This window comes from Synechococcus lacustris Maggiore-St4-Slac, assembly GCF_024345595.1.
Lineage (GTDB): Bacteria > Cyanobacteriota > Cyanobacteriia > PCC-6307 > Cyanobiaceae > Synechococcus_D > Synechococcus_D lacustris.
The window spans coordinates 106,868-128,067 of the sequence record NZ_JAGQBK010000003.1 but is presented as its reverse complement, the minus strand read 5'-3'; the positions used below and the strand labels follow the sequence as shown (position 1 = coordinate 128,067).

The window sequence follows — 21,200 nt, the reverse complement described above, 5'->3', positions numbered from 1 at the left end:
AGCAACATGGATGAATTCCAATGGGCCGCCCCATGAACGAAGAATCCCCCGCCCCTGAGCTTGATAATTCAGCTCCTGAGGAAGTAGCGGCACCGGTGGAGGAGCTGAACAATGGGGCTGTTGAGCCCGATCTAACGGCTGAACTCACCAGCCTGCGCCAAGAAAATGAATCCCTGCGCGGGCAATACATGCGGATTGCCGCCGATTTCGATAACTTTCGTAAACGGCAGCAACGGGAATCTGAAGATCTGCGCGTGCAGTTGATCTGCAGCACCTTGAGCGAAATTCTGCCGGTGGTAGACAACTTTGAGCGGGCCCGCCAACAGCTCAATCCCGAAGGGGAAGAGGCCCAGGGTTTACATCGCAGTTACCAGGGTTTGTATAAACAGTTGGTGGATGTGATGAAGCAATTAGGCGTATCGCCGATGCGGGTGGAGGGTGAACGCTTTGATCCCAGCCTCCACGAGGCGGTTCTGCATGAACCAAGTGAAATCCACTCTGAAGATGTGGTTATCGAAGAACTACAGCGCGGTTATCACCTTGATGGCCGCGTTTTGCGTCACGCCATGGTGAAGGTATCGATGGGTCCGGGCGCTGCTGATGGCAACCCAAATAACGTCAACCCAATTGAAAATACTTCCGTTGAAACCAATGTTGAGGCTGAAGGTAACTGATGGCTGATTATTACGAGCTCCTCGGAGTTCCCAGGGATGCTGATGCTGAAAGCTTAAAACGCGCCTACAGGCGTTTGGCCCGTCAGTATCACCCTGATGTAAATAAAGATCCGGGCGCTGAAGATAAGTTCAAAGAGGTGGGCCGTGCCTATGAGGTGTTGGGTGATCCCAAAACCAGGGCCCGCTACGACCAATTCGGTGAAGCCGGTGTATCAGGTGCTGCCGGCGCTCCCGACATGGGCGACATGGGCGGTTTTGCTGATTTATTTGAAACCTTTTTTAGTGGTTTTGGTGGTGCCGCCGGCCAAGGCCAACGGCAGCGGGGACCACGCCAAGGCGACGACCTGCGTTTCGACCTAAATATCAGCTTTAAAGAGGCGGTTTTTGGCCAAGAAAAAGAAATCCAAATTCGCCATTTAGAAACCTGTAATACCTGTAAAGGCAGTGGCGCAAAGGCTGGCAGTGGCCCTGTTAATTGCAGCACCTGTGGGGGCAGCGGCCAGGTGCGTAGGGCCACCCGCACCCCCTTTGGCACCTTCACCCAAGTGGCACCATGCCCAGCCTGCGAAGGCAATGGCCAGGTGATTGCTGATCCCTGTTCCGATTGCGCTGGCCAAGGGGTGCAACAGGTGCGCAAGAAATTGAGAATTAATATTCCCGCTGGTGTTGATTCAGGTACAAGGCTACGCGTTAATAATGAGGGCAATGCCGGCATGAGGGGCGGCCCCTCCGGTGATCTTTATGTGGTGTTATTTGTGCAGGCTGATGCCAAATTGCGGCGTGATGGAATTCATATAAATTCCGAATTGCCGATCAGTTATTTACAGGCGATTTTAGGTGATCGCCTGCAGGTGGAAACCGTTGATGGGCCAGAAGAATTTCAAATACCCCCCGGCACCCAACCCGGAACGGTGCTCACCCTTAAAGATCGCGGTGTGCCCCGCCTGGGTAATCCCGTGGCCCGCGGTAATCACATGTTCACTATAAAAGTAGTGGTGCCGCAAAAGCTAGAAGCAAAAGAGCGGGAACTATTGGAAGAATTAACCACTATCGCTAGAAGCCATCCCAAGGGGAAAGGTTTATTTGGTGGTTTATTCCAATGACATTTATTCCAATGATAATTAATTTCAAACTTTGCCATCACCGTGCTTGATTTGCGTGGCACACCCTGCCCCTTAAATTTTATCCGCACCCGCCTTGCCCTTGAAGCATTAGCGCCGGGCAGCACCCTGCAGGTGTGGCTTGATGCTGGTGAACCGGATCGCCTGGTGGTGGAATCCCTGCAGGGTTCAGATCAGGTAAAGCAGTTAGAACGCATACCTCAAATCGATGGTTCGGTGCAGTTAAAGATCATCCGTGGCTGAATTGCTGCGGGCTCAGGTGATGGCCCTAGAGGCAAATTTTTGCAGAGTTAAATTGCAACAACCCGGCCCAGCCGGCCAACAAATATTGCTTTGCACCCGTCGTTCGCGCCTTGCTCACCAAGGCGAACAGGTAATGGTGGGCGATTGGGTGGGCCTTGATGGTGTTGATTGGCTTGACGGCCGCGCCGCCATTGCCGCCCTTGAGCCCCGCAGCAGCAGCCTGCAGCGGCCAGCCCTTGCCAACGCAGATCGGGTGGTGGTGGTGGTGGCCTTGGCCCAACCCAGCCTTGATGCCCAAGGTCTCAGCAGATTTTTGCTCAGCGCTGAAGCCACTGGCCTTGAGGTGCTGCCTGTGCTCAGCAAGGCCGATTTAGTTAGCAGCGAGCAGTGTTTGGAATGGCTTGAGCGCCTGCGCAGTTGGGGTTATGAACCCCACAGCATCGCCCATGGCAACGTTCAGGCCCTCGAGGGCTTGCGTTTGCGGTTATGCCCTGGCATCTCAGTGCTCTGCGGCCCCAGTGGTGTGGGTAAAACCAGCTTGCTGAATGCTTTGCTGCCCGATTTGCAACTGCGAACCGCTGCAGTTTCTGGAAAGTTGCAACGGGGCCGCCATACCACCCGCCATGTGGAACTCTTTCCGCTAGCGCCAAACGCTTTGCTCGCTGATACTCCGGGTTTTAATCGACCTGAATTGCCCCCTAATCCAGGGGAATTTGCTTCTTTATTTCCTGAAATTCGCCAGCAGCTCAGGGCTGGTAGGCGCTGTCGTTTTAATGATTGCCGCCACCTACAGGAACCGGGCTGTGGGCTTGAGCGCAGCTGGGAGCGTTATGGGTTGTATCAAAGCCTGATGCAGGATCAGCTGTGATCAACCGTTAAACCCAGGCAGATTGAGGTTTAAACCGCCAGTGAGCTCCTCCATTTTTCCCTTCATGGTGGCGCTGGATTGGGCGTAGGCATTTTGTAAAGCTTCCAGGGTGGCCGCTTCCGTTGCTTCCTTACCTGCTGTGAGCAATTCGGCTGCTAACTGCACCCGCAAAGGCTGCTGGTTGCCCGATAACCAGATGCTGGCAAGGCCATTAACACTGGTGCCTTCAATTTCCATGGCATCCAGTTCTTCCTGGAGCTTTTGGGCATCTTGCTGAATCTGCTGCGCTTTCTTGAAGGCTTCGGTTAGTTGACCGAAGTTGGGTAGTCCGAAACCGGCCATGGCCCCTTTAAACAAGTGAAATCAGGTTAAGCCGCCGCCTGCAGGCTTTCACTAAACACCCCTAAACGAATCACTTCTGGATGCAGCCAGAAGCCATGGGATTTATGCACAACAGTTTGCACATGGCTAATCAGCGCCTGGATATCGGCGGCCTTAGCGCCTCCATTATTAACAATGAAATTTGCATGGATTTCCGATACCTCAGCAGCGCCAATGCGATATCCCTTCAGGTTTAGGGCTTCGATCAAGCGGCCAGCTTTTTGTGGTTCAGGATTACGAAATACACTGCCGCAACTTGGCAGGTGGTATGGCTGGCTGTTGGTGCGGCTTTGCAGATTTGCACTGGTTTGAGCACTCAGCAGGCTGGGGTTTTGACCCGCAGTTAACTGAAATCGGGCTGAAAGCACCACTAACTTTTCAGTTTGGAGGCGGCTATGGCGATAGCTGTAATCCATATCTTGATTGCTTAAAACAAATGCTTCGCCGCCATGGGGATCAACCACGGTGGCATCGATTAAGCGTTCGGCCAGGCAGCCCCCTTGGGCGCCGGCATTCATAACAACTGCGCCACCAACGGTGCCTGGAATCCCCACCGACCATTCCAAACCGCTCAGGCCTGCCTTGGCGGCGCGGCGGGCCAGGGTGGGCAATGGTTCCCCCGCCAGGGCCTCCACCAGCCCACTGCTGCCATCTAGTTGGGCCCCCTGAAGCCGCCGGGTGCAAATCACTAAGCCAGGCAAACCCTGGTCGCTAATTAATAAATTGGAACCGGCCCCAATAATTTGTAGTGGCCCGCCTGTTTGTTTATGGGCTGCCAATATTTCCAGCAGGGCTGTTAGTGAATCCGGTTCGGCTAGATATTCAGCTGGGCCCCCCACTTTCCATGTTGTGTAGCCCCCTAGGGGTATGGCCTGCTGCAGCACGGTTTAAGCGGCCGCGGCCAGGGTTTGGTTTTGCAAACGCCCCCAGATTTGATTCACATCACCAGCTCCCATCACCAGCACTAAATCCCCGGGACTTGTTTCAGTTTCAAGGGCGCTTGCCAGTTCATCAAGGCAGCCATAGGCATTCACATCAGCGCCCAGATTTTGCATTGCTTTCGCTAGGGCAGCGCTGCTGATGCCAGGGAGGGGGGATTCACCGGCTCCGTAGAGGGGCGCCAGCAGGGTTTTGGGCGCGGTGGTTAGGGCTTCGGCAAAACGGTTGAGAAATTCCGCTGTGCGCGTGTAGCGATGGGGCTGGAATACGGCCACCACCCGTTTGGGCACCCACGGCAGGGTGCTGCGCCCGGAGCTAACCATCAATTGGGCCATGCTCAGGGTGGCGGCCACCTCACTGGGGTGGTGGGCGTAGTCGTCTACCACTAAACGGCCCTGCCACTCGCCCCGCAGATCGAAGCGACGGCCAGGGGGCACCAAGCCGGTTAAGGCCTGTTGCAGGTCGTGGAAGGGGGCTCCCATCAGCCTGCAGGCACTGATGGCCGCGAGGGCATTGCTGAGGTTGTGGCGACCGGCTAAGGGAAGGCTGAGCTCCCCCAAGCGATGGCCGTTTTCGAGGTAATCCGCCCTGCTGCCGTCCCCCGCCATGCTGAGGGGCACGGCCCGAAAATAGGCTTCTTGGCCATGGCCTTCTTCAGCCAGGCTCCAGCGGTGGTGGGCTTTGATGTGCTCTTGAAGCACTGGGCAATCGGCATTTGCGAGCACTTCGCTGCAATTGCCAGCAAAGCGCTGCATGGTTTGCACCAATGCTTCGAGGTTTGGATAAAAATCGGTGTGATCAAGCTCCAGATTTGTGATTACGCCAAGGGCAGGGTGAAATTGCACCAGGGAGCCATCGGATTCATCGGCTTCTGCCACCAACAGATTGCTGGCACCGGTGCGGGCATTGCTACCAAAAGCTGGCACCACACCACCGATGATTGCGGTGGGGTCCATGCCCACGGCGCTTAGCAAACTGGCGATCAGGCTGCTGGTGGTGGTTTTGCCATGGCTGCCGGCAACGGCAATGCTGCGTTGCTCAGCGATTAACCAAGCGAGAAGGGCGGCCCGGTGGCAGATTTCAAGCCCCGCGGCTTTTGCGGCAAGCAACTCTGGATTGGTAGCTGGAATCGCGCTGCTGATTACCACCAATGGTGAGCAGGAAACACCACTGCGGATTGCATCAACCGTGGCCTTGTTTTGATCCCTAAAAATGCGGGCACCCCGTTTGCGCAATCCCTGGGATAAATCCGATTGACGCGGATCTGAACCGCTTACGGCATAGCCGCGGTCGGCCAGGATCCCAGCAAGGGCAGACATGCCAATGCCCCCAACACCAATGAAGTGCACAGGGCGCTCAGGGGGGAGGGAGAGTTGGCTGCTCAATGCTGAGGAAAGGGTGAGCAGAACTTAAACCCTCTGGGCGGAATGGCAAAAAACTTTGACTAGTTTCAAAACACGTTTGGGTCTGTATGATTCGCAGCCAAATTCCCTTTTTTACTGGGATTCCCTCTGAGCTGCCATGACCCTTCGTGTTGCCATTAACGGATTCGGCCGTATCGGGCGCAATTTCATGCGCTGCTGGCTGAGCCGCGGTGCCAACACGGGCATCGAAGTTGTTGGTTTAAACGACACTTCCGATCCCAAAACCAATGCCCACCTGCTCACCTACGACTCAATGCTGGGCAGGATTCGCGACACTGAAGTGGGCTACACCGACGACACCATCACGGTGAATGGCAGGCCGATCAAATGCTTTTCAGATCGCAACCCCCTAAACCTGCCTTGGAAGGAATGGGAAGTTGATTTAGTTATTGAAGCCACGGGTGTTTTTGTTGATAAAGCAGGAGCTGGTAAGCACATTCAGGCCGGTGCCAAAAAAGTATTGATCACAGCCCCTGGCAAAGGTGAAGGGGTGGGTACTTTTGTGGTGGGAGTAAACGCTGATCAATATCGCCATGAAGATTTCGACATCATCAGCAATGCCAGCTGCACCACCAATTGCATGGCGCCATTGGTGAAGGTGCTCGATCAAACCTTCGGCATCGTGAAGGGCACGATGACCACCACCCACAGCTACACAGGCGACCAACGCATCCTGGATGCCTCCCACCGCGACCTGCGCCGGGCCCGGGCAGCCGCCATCAACATCGTTCCCACCTCCACTGGTGCTGCAAGCGCCGTTGCCTTGGTTTACCCACCCATGAAGGGCAAATTGAGCGGCATTGCCATGCGGGTACCCACCCCAAATGTGTCGGTGGTGGACATGGTGCTTGAAGTGGCGCGCGCCACCAATAAAGACGAAGTGAATGCTGCCCTTAAGGCCGCCTCTGAGGGTTCGATGAAAGGGATTATTAAATATTCCGACCTGCCGCTTGTTTCCTCCGACCATGCCGGCACCGATGAATCAACCATCGTTGATTCAGAGCTCACCCTGGTGATGGGCGACAACATGGTGAAAGTTATTTCCTGGTACGACAACGAATGGGGTTACAGCCAGCGTGTGGTTGATCTAGCTGAAGTGGTGGCACGCAACTGGGCCTGAACTAGTTGCCTTTGAAATGTTCATAACCCCTGCCCACCGGTAGGGGTTTTTTATTGCTTAACCAACAGGGTGGCCCGGGCTTATCCCCAAGCCAACCAATGCATTGGGCCCCAGGCAGCTGGGCAACAAAGTTATCTGCCCAAAGGGGATCAAGGGCTAAAACCAACTCAAAATCCTCACCACCATCAAGGCACCAGGGTTCCAATGGGCCCATGTTCAGATCCAGCATTGGTTGGTGGCCGCAGGCGTTGCCCAGCAATTCCAGGCTGCGGCGTAGGCCATCGCTGCTATCGGTGCCTGCCACCCGCCAGGGGCATGCTGCCGGCTGGCTCTGATGCAAAGCCGCCACCGCATCAAAGCGGGGTATTGGTTGTTGATGGGCTTTGATCGCTGCTTGTTTCAGGCTTTCACTTAGATGGCTTGTGGCTGGATCGTTGGGGTTTTGCAGCAGCTGTAGCCCTAGGCCACTCAGGCCATGGGGTCCACTAACCACCAAGCGATCACCAGCCCTGCCGGCCCCGCGCCGAATCAAGCGATCGGCAGCCACCTTGCCGATGGCAGTGATAGCAAGCATCACCACCGGTGCGCTGCTGCAATCACCACCCAATAGCTGGCAGTTATGGCGTTTTAGCAATGCTGAGAGGCCCCCATAAACCGCCTCAACCCAGGCCAGGGGTGTGTGGCCAGGGGCAGCGAGGGCAACGGTTATTCCCTCGGCCTCAAGGCAGCCCATCGCAGCTAAATCAGAGAGATTTGCAGCGGCAGCACGCCAACCAACACAGAAAGCTGGGGTGGTGTTAGCTGAAAAATGAACCCCTTCCACCATGGCATCGGTGCTAATTACCCGCTGCAGCTGTTGATCAGGCGCCAGAAGGGCCGCATCATCATCAAATTGACCCGCTGCAGCAAAACAACTGAGCTTGGCGATTAGTTCTGCTTCGCCAAGCTCAGCTAATTCATCCATGGGCTTGCAGATTTTCAGCTCCACTAAGCAGGGTGATTGTTTCAATTTTGTCGTCTACGCCAAGATTTTCCAGCACATCAAATCCATCCACCACATAGCCGAACACGGCGTAACGACCATCCACCAAATTCAAGCCAGCAGGTGTTAATTCAGCTTCGTAGAGAAAAAAGAAAAATTGTGAGGATCCATCGCCTAGGGCTTCGTCTGAATGGGCCCAACCCATGGTGCCGAGGGTGGCAAAAGGTAGTACTGGGGTGGTTTTAAATAAACCCAGATCCTCAAATGTTTTGTTGTATTGCGGTTGCTTTTCGCCCGGCACCATGATTTCCAATGGCACCTGGCGTTCGCCCTTGCTGCCATCGGGGATGTAGCCCGTGGCAGCTCCTACGGGATCACCGGTTTGCAGAACGTAGAAATCTTCAGCGCGGTTGAAGGGCAGGTTGTTGTAGAAGCCGCGCTGCACTAAATCCACAAAAGCGCCTGCGGTTAGGGGGGCGTTGTAGCCATCAACCACGGCGGTGAGGTTGCCTTTATTGGTGCGAATTTCCACGCTTGCCCGGCCCAGCAGCCGCGGCAGGTTGTTGAACTCCTCAGGGATTTCATAGGGAAAACTTTCAATGGCAAGCTCTTCTAAACGGCCCACCGCCGCTAGCACCTCTCGCCTTTGCTCGAGGAATTCATCACGGTTTTGGCTTTCGCTGCTGCTGCATAGGTTGATTAGGTTTTGTTGCAAATTTTCTATTTCTTGCTTTGCCGTTTCCTGCTGCTGGGGTGGCAGATCGCCAATGATGCGCCCCTGCTTTTGATTGAGCAGTTTTGAGGAGCGTTCGCAGGCCTGTTGGATGCTGCTCCAGCGGCGGGCCCGCAGGTCGTTGCTGGTGCCTTCAAGGCGATGTTGCAATTCCCGCAGGTCGGGCTGCTGTACCGGCAGGGAATCCCTCAGGATCGCCGCAGGGTCGGTTACTGCGTTGCCGGGGGGCAGGGCAGCCAAAACCTCCCCAGGATTTGAGATGCTGAACCCCAAGGCCAAGGCGAGGGCCAACAGCATTGAATAAATGGTGCTGGGCACGGCCGCTGCTTCGGTAGCGCAGACCACCGTACAATCCGCCTCAATCCTTTCTGCCGGAATGATCTCTAGCAACGACTTCCGCACCGGCACCACAATCGAGCTTGATGGTCAGGTATGGCGCGTGGTGGAGTTCCTCCACGTGAAGCCGGGCAAGGGTTCTGCCTTTGTGCGCACGAAACTGAAATCAGCCCAAAGCGGCAGCGTGGTGGAAAAAACCTTCAGGGCCGGCGAGATGGTTGCCTCCGCCCTGTTGGAAAAATCCACCCTTCAGCACACCTACATGGAGGCTGAGGAATATGTGTTTATGGACATGGCCAGTTTTGAGGAAACCCGCCTCACCGCAAAGCAAATCGGTGATGGCAAGAAATACCTGAAAGAAGGCATGGAGGTGAGTGTGGTGGCTTGGAATGGCAAGCCGATCGAGGTGGAACTGCCAAATTCGGTGGTGCTTGAAGTAACCCAAACCGACCCTGGCGTTAAGGGCGACACCGCCACCGGTGGCACCAAGCCAGCGATTGTGGAAACCGGCGCCCAGGTGATGGTGCCCCTTTTCATCACCATTGGTGAGAAAATCAAAATTGATACCCGTTCCGACAGTTACCTAGGTCGGGAGTCCTGAGGGAGATGGAGATGGATCAAAAGGAATTGCGTTCGCTACTGGATTTCCTTTCCACCAGCGACATTCAGGAATTCAAGCTCGAAGGCGATGATTTTCGCCTTGAGGTGCGTCGCAATTTGCCGGCCCCACTGGCACCGCCGCCGGCAGCGCCAGTGGCTATCGCGCCTGCACCGGCTCAAGCCGCAGCAGCTCCGCCAACGCCCCCCCCTGCAGCTGCAGCCAGCCGCAGTGATTTAATTGAAATCAAGGCGCCAATGGTGGGTACTTTTTATAGCTCTCCAGCCCCTGGAGAGGATGCTTTTGTGCAAATAGGTAGCAAGGTAAGCATCGGCCAAACCATTTGCATCCTTGAAGCAATGAAGTTGATGAATGAACTAGAAGCTGAACAATCGGGTGAAGTTGTTGAGATTTTAGTTACAAATGGCACGCCAGTGGAATACAACCAAGTATTGATGCTTTTGAGGCCTGTTTAGGGCTCTATTAATTATTTAGCCAAGCTCAAGGGATTTAACCAAGCTCAATGGCAGTATTAATTGCAGCCACCATGCTTTCAGCCCTAGCAATACCTTTGCCTGCCAAATTAAAGGCGGTGCCGTGGTCGGGGGAGGTGCGTAAAAACGGTAGGCCAAGGGTTGTGTTAACAGCCTGATCAAAGGCTAATAATTTCGTTGGGATCAGGCCTTGGTCGTGATACAAGGCCAAATAACCATCCATCGCTTTTTGATTAGGGCCTGCGGCAGCAGGCTGATGCCACGCTTCACTTGCCCCAAGCCAACAGCTATCTGGTGCTATTGGCCCTTCTAGATTGAGGCCAGCTTGCCCATTATTTGCGGGGCAGCGAAGCTTATTTAGCAATGGTGTGATCCATTCAATTTCCTCTGTTCCCAATTCCCCTTCTTCACCAGCATGGGGATTTAAACCGGCTATGGCTAGCTTTGGCGCAGGGTTAAAACGTAGGCAAAAGTTGTTTAGTTGTTCGATCCTTTTCTCTAATAGTGCGGGGTTGAGGCTTTCCGAAACCTTGCTGAGGGGAATGTGGGTGGTGGCAAGCAATGTATTAAAACGCCAGCCGTTATGGGGTGAGCGAGCGGTGAACAACATTGCCGCAGCTTTTGCGTTGCAAAGTTCAGCCAAGCGCTCTGTTTGTCCTGGATAGTGGTGGCCGGCGGCATGCCACCAATGTTTTGCAATCGGAGCTGTGCATAGGGCAGTGCAATCGCCTGCTAGTACTGCTTCGGTGGCGGCAGTGAGCCAAGCAAAACCAGCGCTGCCGCTAGCAGCGCTGCCCTGGCCGGGGCTAATCGAATGGTTTAGCGGCAAATGCAGCAGCTCAAGTTCAGCAGGCGAACAAAGGCCACCGATCCCCTGGGCTTGCAGCTGGGCGAAGCTAGTTTCCAGCCAGTGGCGACAACCCACCAATAGGGGATTGAAATTTGGCTGCAGTTCACGAATTTGTTGGATGGCTTTGAGTACCACCTCTGCCCCGATCCCGGCGGGATCACCAAGGGCTATTGCAATACGGGGCAATCCACCTCCACTCCCTGCAGGCTATTAAGTGTGTTGATTAGGGTTTGAAAAGCAGCGAGGCAAGGGTTGTGTTTGCTGGTGGCAATCGCTTCATTGCTCACAACGCATTGCAGTTCGTTGTTTGGGGTTTGGTCCATTTGAACCAGTACGCGATCCCTTAGCCGCTGCACGGGAGCTGTTTCGATCAAGCTGATTGAACCTTCAGCGCTCGAGCGCACCTTGAAACCGATCTGCTCAAGTGCTTTGGTGGCAGGGGTTATCAGAGAATCTCCTTCCTGCTTAGATCTGGTGAAGCACTCGTACCTTGCCATCTTCGTACCTGGCCATCTAATTATTTTTTACATTTCAGTTTAAGAACACCATAAGCCGCTTTAATTCACAGTCTTTTTAGGCACACTTTCCAAGCCGGCCGCCATGCTTCGTTTGCTGCTAATAGCTGGGTTGCTGCTGGGGCTAGGCATTGGCCTGCAGCGCGGTTGGCTTGAAATTCGCTGGGACCGCCTCGGCCATGATTTGCAGCGGCAAATCAATCCAGCTGATGGGGGTTCAAAAAACCCTCCTCGTTGAAACAGGCCCGTAAGCCCTCTCGGTAGGTGGGATATCTGAGTTGATAGGCGAGCTCAACGCACAAAAGCCGGTTGCTTACCCTGCGGTTTTCCTGCCAAAAACTTTTTGCCATCGGGCTTAATTCAGCCTCGATACTTGCGTAGCTTTGAAAAGCTGGCAGCTCACAACCCAAGAGATGGGCGGCATAGCTCCAGGTGTTGCTGCTGGGGGCTGGCAAGTTGTCGATCACGTTTAGCAAAGCAGGCCGTTGCGCTGGAGCCAGGGCAATGCAATGGAGCAGGGCGCCAACAATGTCGTCTACATGAATGCGGCCAAAAACCTGGCCTGGTTTATGCACCAACCTGCCCAGCCCACGGCTCAGGGCCGCCAAAGGATTGCGACCTGGTCCATAAATTCCAGGCAGGCGAAATATTTGTAGGGGCAAGCCTTGATCTGCCCAGGCCCGCTCACAGGCGAGGCGGGCGGCGCTGCGTGCTTGTAGCGGTTCATTGGGGGCAGTTTGTTCATCCACCCAGCGCCCTTGGCTATCGCCATAAACGCCCGTGCTTGATAGGTAGCCCACCCAGCGCAGGGGTAATTCCTGCAGCAATGGCCCGAGGCAACGCAGGCAGGGATCAGTGCCGCCTAATTCCGGCGGGGCAGTGCTGAGCAGGTGGGTGGTGCCGGCTAGGGCCTCCAGGGGCGGCAGTTCACCGGTTTCACTGTTGAACAGCAGCTGGAAATCAGCGTTTTGGTTTTGCCGCTTGGTGATCAGCACCTTGCCACCGCGGCGTTGCACTTCAGCAGCCAGCCTTTTGCCGCTGTAGCCCCCACCGATTATCAGCAGCTGAAAATCGGCTGGCAGGGGCTCCAGCAGCCCCGCCTTGACAAAATTCAACTCCGCGGGTACATCTGTACTCGTATTCATTGGTACGTGCGTTCCATGGCTCAGTCTTCCTTGCGGGTTCGTGCTTGGGTTCGCCCTTGCGCTCTTAGGGCTAAGCGCTGTGTTGCCCCTTCCATCCTCACTGCCGTGGTGGCCATGGCGGGACTAATCCTGCCGGAGCAACCACAGCTGCAAGAGCAGATCTGTTTGCAATACAGCAGTGCAGCCGCTTGCAAAGTGTGGTGAGCTAACTAAGCGGCTTGCAAATTTAGGTTGGCTTGCGGCGTTGTTGCTTCGGAGTTTTGGTCTGGGGTAGCCCATTGCAAGAGGCGAATCGCCAATCTGAGGTCGCCATCAAGCCAGGCGCGGATCGCCATGGCCCGGCGTGGATCGTAGAAACGCTGGCGGCGATACCACTGAAAAGCATCGGAATCGCTTTTGTGGCCGTTGCAGGAAAGGCAAGAGGGCACGCAATTCTCGGTAACGCTCAAACCGCCGCGGCTGCGGGGCAGCACATGATCTATGGATTCGGAGGGTTTACCGCAGTAGATGCAGCACCTTTGCGTGTGTTCGTGAAGCGATTGACGCCAATGGCGCACTCGGAGCTTGGGACACAGTTCCTCAAGGAACACCGCATCGCTTGCATGCATCCGAAACCCCCCGGATATGCCTCAAGTGTGGGGTCTGTAAGCCCAGTGTCAATGTGTTTAAGGCTGCACTTTTGGCTCTTTTTTCTGGTTTAGCTCCAACCCTTGTTCTGCGTTTAAAAAGCTTTAAATTTATTCTTGGCTCCGTTGGTTGTGGTTAACGGTTTTTCGCTTACCGCCGCCGGGGACGTTTTATTTCGTTGCCCTTTTGATCCCGTTACGGTGGCGCAATTGCGTCGGATTCGACCCCGGGGTTTTTGGCATTCCCGCCATCAAGGTTGGTTATTTCCCTTTGAGGCAGCCCAGCTGCTCAAAAACCAGTTTGGTGCGCATTTCCCCATAGATCCAGCCCTGCAGCAATGGCTTGAGGCGGTAGATCATCCCCTTCCCCCCTTGCCAACCCACGCCAATTTGGTGGCAGCGGCCGATTTAAATGCGCCCCTTAGCGATGGCCGGCAGCTGTTGCGCCATCAAAGGGCAGGGGTGCGTTGGCTGTTGGCCCGGCGGGGGGCGGTGCTGGCCGATGAAATGGGCCTAGGCAAAACGATCACGGCCCTAGCCGCCGCCCGTTCCTTGCTGCGCTGCAGCGACTCGCGCCTGTTAGTGGTTGCCCCTGTGGCGTTGCATCAGCACTGGCAGCGGGAAGCTTTAAGCCTTGAATTAGCGCCCCAGTTGCTCAGTTGGGCCCGCTTGCCCCAGGAGCCCCCCCCTGCTGGGGTGGTGTTGCTGGTGGATGAGGCCCACTTCGCCCAAAACATTGATGCCAAGCGCACCCAGGCCCTGTTGCGTTTGGCCCGTCATCCACGGATGCGGGCCGTGTGGTTGCTGAGCGGCACACCGCTTAAAAATGGCCGGCCAGTGCAGTTGCTTCCCTTGTTGATGGCGATTGGCCATCCTTTGGCCCGCGATCGGCGCGCCTACGAGGAATTGTTTTGCAATGGCCATTGGCGCCAGGCCGGTGCCCGCATGGTGTGGGATTGCCAAGGCGCCAGCCGGCTGGAGGAACTACAGCGGTTGCTGCGGCCGCAACTGTTGTTTCGCCGCAAAGCCGATTGTTTGGATCTACCGCCAAAGCTGCGTTGTTTCCGGCCTGTGCTTCTGGCTGCTTCCCAGCAGAAACGCCTTGATCTCGCCCTGCAACAACGGCTGGAAAACTATCGCCAACGGGCTACTGCTGGTTTAGTGCGATCCGACGCAGAAACCCTTGCCCTGCTAACGGCAATGCGTCGTTTATGCGCTTTGCAGAAATTGCCAGCCGCCATCAGCCTTGTGCAGCAGCTGCGCGCCGCTGGCGAAGCGGTGGTGTTATTCAGCAGTTTTGTGGCACCACTGGCCCAACTGCAGCGTTTTTTAGGGGGCGAGTTGCTAACGGGACAGGTGCCCCTGCTGCAAAGGCAGCAACGGCTATTGCGCTTTCAAGCTGGCAGCAGCGATCTGTTGCTTGCCACCTATGGGGTTGGTGGCATTGGGCTCGGTTTAGAACGGGCTTCCCAGGTGGTGTTGCTGGAGCGCCCCTGGACCCCAGGTGATGCCGAACAGGCGGAAGATCGTTGCCATCGCCTCGGCAGCAAAAGCACGGTTACCAGCCATTGGTTGCAGCTTGGCAGCGCTGATGCTCTTATCGATGCACTGATTCTCAGTAAGGCCGATCGCATCGAAGTGGTGCTTGCCGGCAGGCGGCGTTTATTGCAGCGTCAGCCCCTCGCCAAGATGCTTAATGAAATACTGCAGGAATAAATTAACCACTACAGAAATAGTGATTTTTTAGGGAATTCGGCAACTATCGAGGCGCACTTCAATTTCATCTTTTAGATCGCCTTTTGTTTTCACCATCGCCGCTGCTTTGCTGATGTCTGCGCAGGCGGCGGCTTTATTTTGCAGCAGGGTATGCAATAGGAAACGATCGTTTAGGGGCCTGGGATCATTTAGGTGGGCTGCCACCACGCGATTACAGCGCTCGAGGGCTTGGGGCAGGGCATTGGCATCCACATCTTTTAGGCAACTATCAACCTCAGGTTTTACCTGCCGGCAAGCCGCCACCATGAGCAACCCCAGGCCAACGGCAGCAACGTTGGCCCAAAAACCCTTTGCCATTACTAATTCAGTAGTTGTAGCGGCTGGTGTCTGAGCTTTTGCTGGGGTTTGCACTTGCACCTGGAATACTGTCAACACCCACTTCCTCACGGCCTGAATAGAGGGCACCGAGGAATTTCGCACAGCTGCTGTATTTATCTTTATTGGTAACCACCGTTTCTGTGATCAGCACAGCGGCGTGTTCCGGGGAGGTTTTAAATAGGCCACTGCTTTGGCGTTTGATGCGGGCATAGGCCGCGTCCCAGCTCACCCCATGGGGATTGCCCGCCTGACGCATGAAGCAATAGATCTCGGCCCCTTTATTGCCTGCTTCCTCTGCAGCAGCGGGTTTGCCGTAGCTAATGCTGCCAAGAGCCAGGGCCAATGCCAACAGTTTTAAAGCCAAACCTTGAAAATGCGCCATTGCTACGCCGATCAACTGGGCCCAAGGTATCGATTGCTTGGCGTCTGTCTAGGGTTTTTCTGTGGTTCTCGATACGGTTTATGGGGCTTCCCTTGAGTTGAGGGCTGCTTTGTGTTGTGATCGCAGCAACCATTGCCGATTCCGTGCCGGAACCAATTTCGTTTCGCATCAGTCGCAGCACTGAAGGGTTGGCGGAAACCCTCGCCACCCTTTCCCACCGGCTTGTGAAGTTGGAACAGCGGCTGGCGGCCATGGAGCTGCAGTTGCAGCATGAGATCTCGCCCCATCCCCAGGAATTGGCCTCCTTGCAAACGGTGGAAGCTCTTTTGGCCGATTGCCGCTCCCTATTGGCCCAGCCTGCAGCGGAAACCCCTGAGGTGGTTTGGGAAGACTGGTCCCAGGCAGAAACCCCAGAACAGGGCTAAGATCAGTACAGATGTATTGCTTCCATGGTGGTGGGCGGCTTTCCCAGCCCTGCCGACGACTACATCGAGGCGGGATTGGATCTCAACTCGCTGTTGATTCCCCATCCGATTAGCACCTTCCTTTGGCGGGTGAGTGGTGAAGCGATGCAGGGGGCTGGCATTTTTGATGGCGACCTGCTGCTGGTGGATCGCAGCCTGCAACCGCGGCCGGGGCGGGTGGTGGTGGCTGTGTTTGAAGGGGCCTTCACCTTGAAGCGGTTGGAGCGTTTCCGCGGTGGTTTGCGTTTACAGGCCGCCCATCCCGCCTATCCCCCGATCGATCTAACAAGTGCCATGGAGCTGCAGATCTGGGGGGTGGCCACCCATGTAATCCATCCGCTTTGAGCCAGTGGCTAGCACCTTGGCTTTGATTGATTGCAACAACTTCTATGCCGCCTGCGAGCAGGCCTTTGATCCCTTGTTGCAGGGGCGGCCGGTGGTGGTGTTGTCGAATAACGATGGTTGCATCGTTGCCCGCAGCCGTGAGGCGCGCCAGCTGGGCATTGGCATGGGCACCCCTTATTTCAAGGTGGCGCAACAGTTGCAAGGCCTTGGGGTGGTGGTGCGCAGTTCTAACTACGCCCTCTATGGCGACATGAGTGCACGGGTGATGGCTTGTTTAGGGGCGCGGGTGCCGGAGTTGGAGGTGTATTCCGTGGATGAAGCCTTTGCCCGCACACCAGCTTTGGAAGCTGGGGCTTTGTTGGCTTGGGGGGCGGAATTGCGGGTGCTGGTGAAGCAACAACTCGGCCTATCGATTGCGGTTGGCATGGCCCCATCCAAGGTGCTTGCAAAATTGGCTAACCGTTTGGCCAAGGTGGATCCGGCTCGAGCTGGGGTATTTCGCTTTCCAACGGCAGCTGCTTTGGAACCCTGGCTTGAGGCGGTGCCGGTGGAGGAGATTTGGGGAGTGGGGCAACGGTTGGCCCGTTGGTGCCGCTTGCGGGGATTAACTACGGCCTGGGCCTTGAGCCAAGCCAACCCTGCCCTAGTGAAGCGTCAATGGGGGGTGGTGGGTTTGCGGCTGCAGCAGGAGCTGCGCGGCATTAGTTGCTTGCCCCTGGTGCAGGGGCCCACCCCCAAGCGGGAAACCTGCGTGAGCCGTAGTTTCAGCCAGCCAATTGAGGATCTACGGCAATTGCGTGAGGCGGTAGCCACCTATGTGGTGCGGGCGGCGGAGAAGTTGCGGCGCCAACGCCAACTAACCGCTTGCCTCACGGTATTTATTCGCACCAGCCCATTCCAATCGGGTTTCTATGGCAACAGTGCCACCGTTAAGTTGCCCCTAGCTACTAACGACACCACGGTGTTGTTGCAGGCGGCTTTACCCCTGGTGGCACAGCTATTTCGCAGGGGTTACCGCTTCCATAAGGCGGGGGTGCTGTTGCAGGAACTGCAGCCCCTAGGCCAATTGCAGCAGCATTTATTTGTGTCTTTATCTCCGCAGCAACAGCAAAGGCGGGAAGCTTTGATGCAATTGGTGGATCAGCTCAATGGTCGCTTTGGTGCCGGCACCTTGCAGTGGGCGGTAACGGGCTTGCAGCCCCCTTGGTTTATGCGCCGCGGCCATCTATCACCCAGCTACACCACCAGGTTGAAGGAGTTGCCCCTAGTTCAAGCCCGTTGAGCCTCCGAAAGCTTGCGCAACGTGTCAAAATGAAAAGAAAGCGAACCATGGGCACCTTTACCCAGGCTCAATACCAAAAATCCATCAATCCCGGTTGTGAGCAACGGGGCTATGTGGAGAGTGGTCATCTGCTTGAAAAACTTGAATTCGCCTTGGCCGTAGCTGTAGGTAGTGGTGATCAAACTCGTATTCAGGAATTGCGCACAAGGATTGAAGCTTTAGGAGATAACCGTGAGGAACCGGGTACCTGAAGATTTGGATTTGCTTTTGGCGCAGAAATTTGTCAATGTAGGTTTAATTGGAATAAGGGCAACATCACTGCCATGGTCACGGCAACAAAGCTAAAACTACCTCTAAAACCATCTTTAGTAGCTACGCCCGCAACAGATGGCGGTTTAGAAAGGCAAAAACTATTGCAGCAGGCTGAAACTTTGCACCAACAGGCGCAAGTTCTTGCGGCTAAAGGCGAATTACAAGAGGCTGGTTTATTGATTCTTAAAGGGCTTGATTGCGAACGCAGGGCAAAAGCGCGTGGCCCCCAGGTGCTAGGGCTAATTAAAAAGCGCGAGTGAATTGAAGATTATCTAAACCCAGAAAAGTATTTTTATAGTTAATAAACGTCTAAATTATTAATTTATGTTATGAAAAGAGCAAGCGGGTGACCGGATTCGAACCGGCGACGTTCAGCTTGGGAAGCTGACATTCTACCACTGAATTACACCCGCATTGCTCAAAGTTAGCAAACCTATGGTTTGGTGGCTGGCTCCTCGATGCAATCCACTTCGGCCAGGGCCCGTTGACGGGCAGCAATCAAAGGCTGGGCTTTGGTGCGTAGTTCTTGGGCCGCTTGCTCAAGGGTGAGTTTTTTCTGTTTGGAAACCTTTTCCACATCAGCGTTAAAGGCTTTCAATTGATCGCGCAGATCGCGTACACGGGCTTTTTCTAGGGCATCCTCTGATTTTTCTAGGTTGGTAATTGCTGTGAATAGGCTTTTTTGTGCCTTCACCGCATCACCCACCGTGGAGGTGGGTGTTAGAGCTTGCACGTTTTCAACGGCATCACCAACGGCGGCGAGGTTCTCGCAAATCGCCACCTCCGCCTTTTTTTCTGCTTTTTCTGGATTTTGTTGGCAGGCAACAAGGCTTAGGGCCATGAGGCCGCTAGCAAAGATCAGTGCAAAACGCATTGGGAAAGGGTCTGGCGGTTGCAGGTTAAACAGATTGGAGTGCAGCGGCAGCAGCTGCTACACCAGCTCCCATTGGATTGGGGGCAGCATCTAGCTCCTGTAGGGCTGCTTCGATCGCAGCAACGGCGCAAAGAATGTCGCGATCGCAAACAAAACCGAGGTGGCCAATTCGAAATACATGGCCCTTGAGGTGGTCTTGGCCGCCAGCCAAAAGAATGTTGAAACGCTTTTTCACCACCTTGCGGATCAACTCAGCATCGATGCCCTGGGGGGCAACCGCTGTGATCGCAGGGCTGCCACAGCCGGCAGCTGCATATAGGGGCAAGCCGATCGCCTGCATGGCAGCGGTGGTGGCATGGCGATGGCGATGGTGGCGCTTAAAGATCGCTTCTAGCCCTTCGGTTTGCATCATTTCCAAAGCAGCTTCAAGGGCGAAATAGAGATTTATCGCTGGGGTGAAGGGATTGCTGTTATCAGCCGCTGATTTGCGATATTTACCAAGATCTAAATAGAACTTGGGAAGGTTAGAAGTTTTATGGGCAGCCCAGGCCCTATCTCCCATGGCCACAAAACCAAGGCCAGGGGGAATCATGTAACCCTTTTGGGAGCCGGAACAAACCACATCTAAACCCCATTGATCAATGGGCACATCGGTGGCACCAAGGCTGGTAACAGCATCAACAATGATCAGTGCTTCAGCGTGGGCTTTCACATGCTTATTGATGCTTTCAAGGTCATTAATCACCCCTGTGGATGTTTCTGAATGGGTGATAATTACCGCCTTGATTTGTTTAGCGCCATCGGCTTCTAAAGCTTCGCGGAAATCCTCAGGATTTAGGGGTTGTCCCCATTCGGCTTTGATCACTTGCACATCAAGGCCGTAGGCCTGGGCCACCTTTACCCAGCGTTCGCCAAATTTGCCATTATCACCGCAAAGCACCCGATCACCCTTGCTGAGCACATTGATGATTCCGGCTTCCATGGCTGCGGTGCCGCTGCCAGCCAGCACCAAAACGTTGTTTTTGGTTTGGTGCAACCACTGCAATTGTTCGGTGGTGCGGGCCACAATCGTTTGAAATTCAGCGCTGCGGTGGCCGATTGGGTGGCGTGCCATCGCTAGCAATACCCGCTCAGGCACAGGCGTTGGGCCGGGGATCATCAGGCTGAGCTTGTCCTGCATGGCTGCGGGGGGCGGAGGCAATAGATCAGGATAAAAAATGATCCTCCATAAGTCGATTTCCCCCCTGAAGCTTTCGTTTCTGTATGGCTGAGCTCGGTGCCTCTGGTTACACCCTGCCGGTGTGGGTGGCGGCCGCGGCTAGGGCAGCCCTGCAGCAATTGCTAGGTGAACCCTTCTGCGATGAACAGCCATTGCTGCTTGAGCGAGGTGCGCAGCAGCCTGAATTGTTGCCAGTGCAGGCGGTGGCACCCCTGGGGGAGGGTCGCTGTTTGGCGATGGCTATGTGTGAAGGGGGTGCGGCCCTGGATCTCACCAGGGGCCTAATGATTTGGGTTGAGGCCCATTGGGGTGCTGGCGAGCAGAGGCTGCAGCTGATGGCCGGAGAAGGCCTTGGCGTATTTGCTGATTCTGGTGAGCTCTGTTTATCCAGCTATGCCCGTGAGTTGTTGGAAATCAACTTGCTGCCGCTGCTGCCAGCGCAAGCCAAGTTGGTTTTGCAATTGATTATTCCCAGGGGCAGGGTTCTGGCGGAACGCACCAGCAATGCCGCTTTCGGTGTGGTGGAAGGTTTGGCTTTGATTGGTAACCAGGCCAAGGTGCAGCAAAGTGCTGGCCCAGATGCTTTGCAACAGGCATTAGCTGAATTGCAACGCCGGCTGGAAACCCCTGAGGGTTGCAAAGAATTGGTGTTGGTGGTGGGTGAAAACGGCTTAAACCTGGCGCCCCAGCTGGGTATCTCAGAAGCGAAATTACTCAAGGTTGGCAATTGGCTTGGGCCCCTTTTGGCGGCGGCAGCGGCGGCTGGGGTGGAGCGGCTGTTGTTGTTTGGCTACCACGGCAAATTATTGAAATTAGCGGGGGGTATTTTTCACACCCATCACCATCTGGCCGATGGTCGTGCGGAGGTGCTTACAGCCCTTGCCGCCCTTGAGGGTTTGCAGGGGGAAGCGCTGCACAAATTATGGGAGGCCGCCACGGTGGAGCAGGCCATGGTGCAGTTGGAACTGCAGCAACCATTGCTTGCTCAGCGCCTGCGGCGGCGCATTGCCGCCAGCATTGAACAGCGCTGCAGCACCTATCTGCGGGAAACGGTGGGTTCTAGCCTCAAGCCGGGGGCGGCCCTATTTGATCGCTCCAGACGGCTATGGGCCGTTGGTTCCCAGGCTGAATTTTGGTTTCCACCCCCTTGCCCCTAGGCTAGAGCGAATGCCTTTTTGC

General features: G+C 55.3%; 28 protein-coding genes and 1 tRNA gene. 15 read left to right on the top strand and 14 right to left on the bottom strand.

Features of this window, described 5'->3' with window-relative positions:
- Nucleotides 1-20 precede the first annotated feature (20 nt).
- The 4 genes from grpE to rsgA are packed head-to-tail and all read left to right on the top strand — an operon-like array spanning nucleotide 21 to nucleotide 2,906.
- Nucleotides 21-674 (top strand): nucleotide exchange factor GrpE, encoded by a 654-nt coding sequence (gene grpE / locus KBY68_RS03680; RefSeq protein WP_390625572.1) that lies wholly within the window; start codon nucleotides 21-23, stop codon nucleotides 672-674.
- Nucleotides 674-1,777, top strand: a complete 1,104-nt coding sequence (dnaJ, locus tag KBY68_RS03675) for a molecular chaperone DnaJ (RefSeq protein ID WP_106499061.1) — start codon at nucleotides 674-676, stop codon at nucleotides 1,775-1,777. The genes grpE and dnaJ overlap by 1 nt, the downstream gene beginning before the upstream one ends.
- A gap of 36 nt (nucleotides 1,778-1,813) precedes the next feature.
- Nucleotides 1,814-2,038, top strand: coding sequence for a sulfurtransferase TusA family protein (locus KBY68_RS03670; protein ID WP_106499060.1), 225 nt, complete (start codon nucleotides 1,814-1,816; stop codon nucleotides 2,036-2,038).
- Complete coding sequence (gene rsgA / locus KBY68_RS03665) at nucleotides 2,031-2,906, top strand: ribosome small subunit-dependent GTPase A (protein ID WP_241536974.1); 876 nt, start codon at nucleotides 2,031-2,033, stop codon at nucleotides 2,904-2,906. Before KBY68_RS03670 ends, rsgA begins: the two co-directional genes overlap by 8 nt.
- Here the strand turns inward: rsgA and KBY68_RS03660 are convergent, their stop codons facing one another.
- From KBY68_RS03660 to murC, 3 genes are read right to left on the bottom strand one after another with little or no spacing between them, the layout of a single operon-like run.
- Nucleotides 2,907-3,248, bottom strand: a complete 342-nt coding sequence (locus KBY68_RS03660; RefSeq protein ID WP_255095922.1) for a YbaB/EbfC family nucleoid-associated protein — start codon at nucleotides 3,246-3,248, stop codon at nucleotides 2,907-2,909.
- A gap of 26 nt (nucleotides 3,249-3,274) precedes the next feature.
- Nucleotides 3,275-4,171, bottom strand: coding sequence for a UDP-N-acetylmuramate dehydrogenase (murB, locus tag KBY68_RS03655; RefSeq protein ID WP_255095921.1), 897 nt, complete (start codon nucleotides 4,169-4,171; stop codon nucleotides 3,275-3,277).
- Nucleotides 4,172-4,174: 3 nt separating this feature from the next.
- Nucleotides 4,175-5,545, bottom strand: a complete 1,371-nt coding sequence (murC, locus tag KBY68_RS03650; RefSeq protein ID WP_390623248.1) for a UDP-N-acetylmuramate--L-alanine ligase — start codon at nucleotides 5,543-5,545, stop codon at nucleotides 4,175-4,177.
- 202 nt (nucleotides 5,546-5,747) lie between these two features.
- Between murC and KBY68_RS03645 the strand changes: the two genes are divergently transcribed.
- A complete protein-coding gene (locus tag KBY68_RS03645) occupies nucleotides 5,748-6,770 on the top strand; it encodes a type I glyceraldehyde-3-phosphate dehydrogenase (RefSeq protein WP_106499056.1) in 1,023 nt (340 codons plus the stop codon).
- 1 nt (nucleotide 6,771) lies between these two features.
- On the opposite strand, the gene thiL is transcribed toward KBY68_RS03645, so the two are convergent.
- Nucleotides 6,772-7,734 (bottom strand): thiamine-phosphate kinase, encoded by a 963-nt coding sequence (thiL, locus tag KBY68_RS03640; RefSeq protein WP_255095919.1) that lies wholly within the window; start codon nucleotides 7,732-7,734, stop codon nucleotides 6,772-6,774.
- Nucleotides 7,727-8,782 (bottom strand): peptidylprolyl isomerase, encoded by a 1,056-nt coding sequence (locus KBY68_RS03635; RefSeq protein ID WP_255095999.1) that lies wholly within the window; start codon nucleotides 8,780-8,782, stop codon nucleotides 7,727-7,729. The genes thiL and KBY68_RS03635 overlap by 8 nt, the downstream gene beginning before the upstream one ends.
- Nucleotides 8,783-8,861: 79 nt before the next feature.
- Between KBY68_RS03635 and efp the strand changes: the two genes are divergently transcribed.
- Nucleotides 8,862-9,422 (top strand): elongation factor P, encoded by a 561-nt coding sequence (gene efp / locus KBY68_RS03630; protein WP_106499097.1) that lies wholly within the window; start codon nucleotides 8,862-8,864, stop codon nucleotides 9,420-9,422.
- Nucleotides 9,423-9,427: 5 nt separating this feature from the next.
- A complete protein-coding gene (accB, locus tag KBY68_RS03625) occupies nucleotides 9,428-9,895 on the top strand; it encodes an acetyl-CoA carboxylase biotin carboxyl carrier protein (protein ID WP_106499053.1) in 468 nt (155 codons plus the stop codon).
- 34 nt (nucleotides 9,896-9,929) lie between these two features.
- Here accB and pdxA read toward each other — a convergent pair whose 3' ends face one another.
- From pdxA to KBY68_RS03610, 3 genes are all read right to left on the bottom strand, one after another.
- On the bottom strand, nucleotides 9,930-10,949 hold the full coding sequence (gene pdxA / locus KBY68_RS03620; RefSeq protein WP_255095918.1) for a 4-hydroxythreonine-4-phosphate dehydrogenase PdxA: 1,020 nt from the start codon (nucleotides 10,947-10,949) through the stop codon (nucleotides 9,930-9,932).
- Entirely contained in the window at nucleotides 10,931-11,260 is a 330-nt protein-coding gene (locus tag KBY68_RS03615) for a hypothetical protein (protein ID WP_106499051.1), read from the bottom strand. The genes pdxA and KBY68_RS03615 overlap by 19 nt, the downstream gene beginning before the upstream one ends.
- Nucleotides 11,261-11,475: 215 nt before the next feature.
- Entirely contained in the window at nucleotides 11,476-12,423 is a 948-nt protein-coding gene (locus tag KBY68_RS03610) for an SDR family oxidoreductase (protein ID WP_255095917.1), read from the bottom strand.
- 15 nt (nucleotides 12,424-12,438) lie between these two features.
- Between KBY68_RS03610 and KBY68_RS03605 the strand changes: the two genes are divergently transcribed.
- Nucleotides 12,439-12,627 (top strand): hypothetical protein, encoded by a 189-nt coding sequence (locus tag KBY68_RS03605; RefSeq protein WP_255095916.1) that lies wholly within the window; start codon nucleotides 12,439-12,441, stop codon nucleotides 12,625-12,627.
- Nucleotides 12,628-12,632: 5 nt separating this feature from the next.
- Here KBY68_RS03605 and KBY68_RS03600 read toward each other — a convergent pair whose 3' ends face one another.
- Nucleotides 12,633-13,031, bottom strand: a complete 399-nt coding sequence (locus KBY68_RS03600) for an HNH endonuclease (RefSeq protein WP_106499048.1) — start codon at nucleotides 13,029-13,031, stop codon at nucleotides 12,633-12,635.
- Nucleotides 13,032-13,175: 144 nt separating this feature from the next.
- On the opposite strand from KBY68_RS03600, the gene KBY68_RS03595 reads away from it, so the two are divergent.
- The gene (locus KBY68_RS03595) at nucleotides 13,176-14,765 is read left to right on the top strand and encodes an SNF2-related protein (protein WP_255095998.1); all 1,590 of its coding nucleotides are present in this window, start codon (nucleotides 13,176-13,178) and stop codon (nucleotides 14,763-14,765) included.
- A gap of 27 nt (nucleotides 14,766-14,792) precedes the next feature.
- On the opposite strand, the gene KBY68_RS03590 is transcribed toward KBY68_RS03595, so the two are convergent.
- Both KBY68_RS03590 and KBY68_RS03585 read right to left on the bottom strand, forming a co-directional pair.
- Nucleotides 14,793-15,197, bottom strand: coding sequence for a hypothetical protein (locus KBY68_RS03590; protein ID WP_255095915.1), 405 nt, complete (start codon nucleotides 15,195-15,197; stop codon nucleotides 14,793-14,795).
- Nucleotides 15,130-15,525: a DUF6554 family protein gene (locus KBY68_RS03585; protein WP_255095914.1), complete on the bottom strand. Its 396-nt coding sequence runs from the start codon at nucleotides 15,523-15,525 to the stop codon at nucleotides 15,130-15,132. Before KBY68_RS03585 ends, KBY68_RS03590 begins: the two co-directional genes overlap by 68 nt.
- Before the next feature lie 116 nt (nucleotides 15,526-15,641).
- Here KBY68_RS03585 and KBY68_RS03580 point away from each other — a divergent pair, with 116 nt between their 5' ends.
- From KBY68_RS03580 to KBY68_RS03560, 5 genes are all read left to right on the top strand, one after another.
- On the top strand, nucleotides 15,642-15,950 hold the full coding sequence (locus KBY68_RS03580) for a hypothetical protein (RefSeq protein WP_241536973.1): 309 nt from the start codon (nucleotides 15,642-15,644) through the stop codon (nucleotides 15,948-15,950).
- Nucleotides 15,951-15,974: 24 nt separating this feature from the next.
- Nucleotides 15,975-16,334, top strand: coding sequence for a LexA family protein (locus KBY68_RS03575; RefSeq protein ID WP_106499045.1), 360 nt, complete (start codon nucleotides 15,975-15,977; stop codon nucleotides 16,332-16,334).
- Between the two features lie 4 nt (nucleotides 16,335-16,338).
- Nucleotides 16,339-17,616 (top strand): Y-family DNA polymerase, encoded by a 1,278-nt coding sequence (locus tag KBY68_RS03570; protein WP_106499044.1) that lies wholly within the window; start codon nucleotides 16,339-16,341, stop codon nucleotides 17,614-17,616.
- Nucleotides 17,617-17,663: 47 nt separating this feature from the next.
- Nucleotides 17,664-17,867, top strand: a complete 204-nt coding sequence (locus KBY68_RS03565) for a DUF8683 family protein (RefSeq protein WP_106499043.1) — start codon at nucleotides 17,664-17,666, stop codon at nucleotides 17,865-17,867.
- A gap of 72 nt (nucleotides 17,868-17,939) precedes the next feature.
- Nucleotides 17,940-18,188, top strand: a complete 249-nt coding sequence (locus tag KBY68_RS03560) for a hypothetical protein (protein ID WP_106499042.1) — start codon at nucleotides 17,940-17,942, stop codon at nucleotides 18,186-18,188.
- An 81-nt stretch (nucleotides 18,189-18,269) separates the two neighbouring features.
- Here the strand turns inward: KBY68_RS03560 and KBY68_RS03555 are convergent.
- From KBY68_RS03555 to KBY68_RS03545, 3 genes are all read right to left on the bottom strand, one after another.
- Nucleotides 18,270-18,341, bottom strand: a tRNA-Gly gene (locus KBY68_RS03555).
- Between the two features lie 20 nt (nucleotides 18,342-18,361).
- A complete protein-coding gene (locus KBY68_RS03550) occupies nucleotides 18,362-18,802 on the bottom strand; it encodes a hypothetical protein (protein WP_106499041.1) in 441 nt (146 codons plus the stop codon).
- A 25-nt stretch (nucleotides 18,803-18,827) separates the two neighbouring features.
- Nucleotides 18,828-19,982, bottom strand: coding sequence for a pyridoxal-phosphate-dependent aminotransferase family protein (locus KBY68_RS03545; protein WP_106499040.1), 1,155 nt, complete (start codon nucleotides 19,980-19,982; stop codon nucleotides 18,828-18,830).
- Nucleotides 19,983-20,065: 83 nt separating this feature from the next.
- Between KBY68_RS03545 and cbiD the strand changes: the two genes are divergently transcribed.
- On the top strand, nucleotides 20,066-21,178 hold the full coding sequence (gene cbiD / locus KBY68_RS03540) for a cobalt-precorrin-5B (C(1))-methyltransferase CbiD (RefSeq protein ID WP_255095913.1): 1,113 nt from the start codon (nucleotides 20,066-20,068) through the stop codon (nucleotides 21,176-21,178).
- Nucleotides 21,179-21,200 lie beyond the last annotated feature (22 nt).

Excerpts from the sequence above, each read along its gene's own strand:
- efp (WP_106499097.1), top strand. The coding sequence starts at position 8,862 with ATGATCTCTAGCAACGACTTCCGCACCGGCACCACAATCGAGCTTGAT.
- KBY68_RS03615 (WP_106499051.1), bottom strand. The coding sequence starts at position 11,260 with ATGGCAAGGTACGAGTGCTTCACCAGATCTAAGCAGGAAGGAGATTCT.
- thiL (WP_255095919.1), bottom strand. The coding sequence starts at position 7,734 with ATGGATGAATTAGCTGAGCTTGGCGAAGCAGAACTAATCGCCAAGCTC.
- KBY68_RS03605 (WP_255095916.1), top strand. The coding sequence starts at position 12,439 with ATGGCTCAGTCTTCCTTGCGGGTTCGTGCTTGGGTTCGCCCTTGCGCT.
- murC (WP_390623248.1), bottom strand. The coding sequence starts at position 5,545 with ATGTCTGCCCTTGCTGGGATCCTGGCCGACCGCGGCTATGCCGTAAGC.
- KBY68_RS03545 (WP_106499040.1), bottom strand. The coding sequence starts at position 19,982 with ATGCAGGACAAGCTCAGCCTGATGATCCCCGGCCCAACGCCTGTGCCT.
- KBY68_RS03585 (WP_255095914.1), bottom strand. The coding sequence starts at position 15,525 with ATGGCGCATTTTCAAGGTTTGGCTTTAAAACTGTTGGCATTGGCCCTG.
- KBY68_RS03560 (WP_106499042.1), top strand. The coding sequence starts at position 17,940 with ATGGTCACGGCAACAAAGCTAAAACTACCTCTAAAACCATCTTTAGTA.
- KBY68_RS03565 (WP_106499043.1), top strand. The coding sequence starts at position 17,664 with ATGGGCACCTTTACCCAGGCTCAATACCAAAAATCCATCAATCCCGGT.
- KBY68_RS03660 (WP_255095922.1), bottom strand. The coding sequence starts at position 3,248 with ATGGCCGGTTTCGGACTACCCAACTTCGGTCAACTAACCGAAGCCTTC.
- KBY68_RS03635 (WP_255095999.1), bottom strand. The coding sequence starts at position 8,782 with ATGCTGTTGGCCCTCGCCTTGGCCTTGGGGTTCAGCATCTCAAATCCT.
- accB (WP_106499053.1), top strand. The coding sequence starts at position 9,428 with ATGGAGATGGATCAAAAGGAATTGCGTTCGCTACTGGATTTCCTTTCC.
- cbiD (WP_255095913.1), top strand. The coding sequence starts at position 20,066 with ATGGCTGAGCTCGGTGCCTCTGGTTACACCCTGCCGGTGTGGGTGGCG.
- KBY68_RS03575 (WP_106499045.1), top strand. The coding sequence starts at position 15,975 with ATGGTGGTGGGCGGCTTTCCCAGCCCTGCCGACGACTACATCGAGGCG.
- KBY68_RS03550 (WP_106499041.1), bottom strand. The coding sequence starts at position 18,802 with ATGCGTTTTGCACTGATCTTTGCTAGCGGCCTCATGGCCCTAAGCCTT.
- dnaJ (WP_106499061.1), top strand. The coding sequence starts at position 674 with ATGGCTGATTATTACGAGCTCCTCGGAGTTCCCAGGGATGCTGATGCT.
- KBY68_RS03645 (WP_106499056.1), top strand. The coding sequence starts at position 5,748 with ATGACCCTTCGTGTTGCCATTAACGGATTCGGCCGTATCGGGCGCAAT.
- KBY68_RS03610 (WP_255095917.1), bottom strand. The coding sequence starts at position 12,423 with ATGAATACGAGTACAGATGTACCCGCGGAGTTGAATTTTGTCAAGGCG.
- KBY68_RS03600 (WP_106499048.1), bottom strand. The coding sequence starts at position 13,031 with ATGCATGCAAGCGATGCGGTGTTCCTTGAGGAACTGTGTCCCAAGCTC.
- grpE (WP_390625572.1), top strand. The coding sequence starts at position 21 with ATGGGCCGCCCCATGAACGAAGAATCCCCCGCCCCTGAGCTTGATAAT.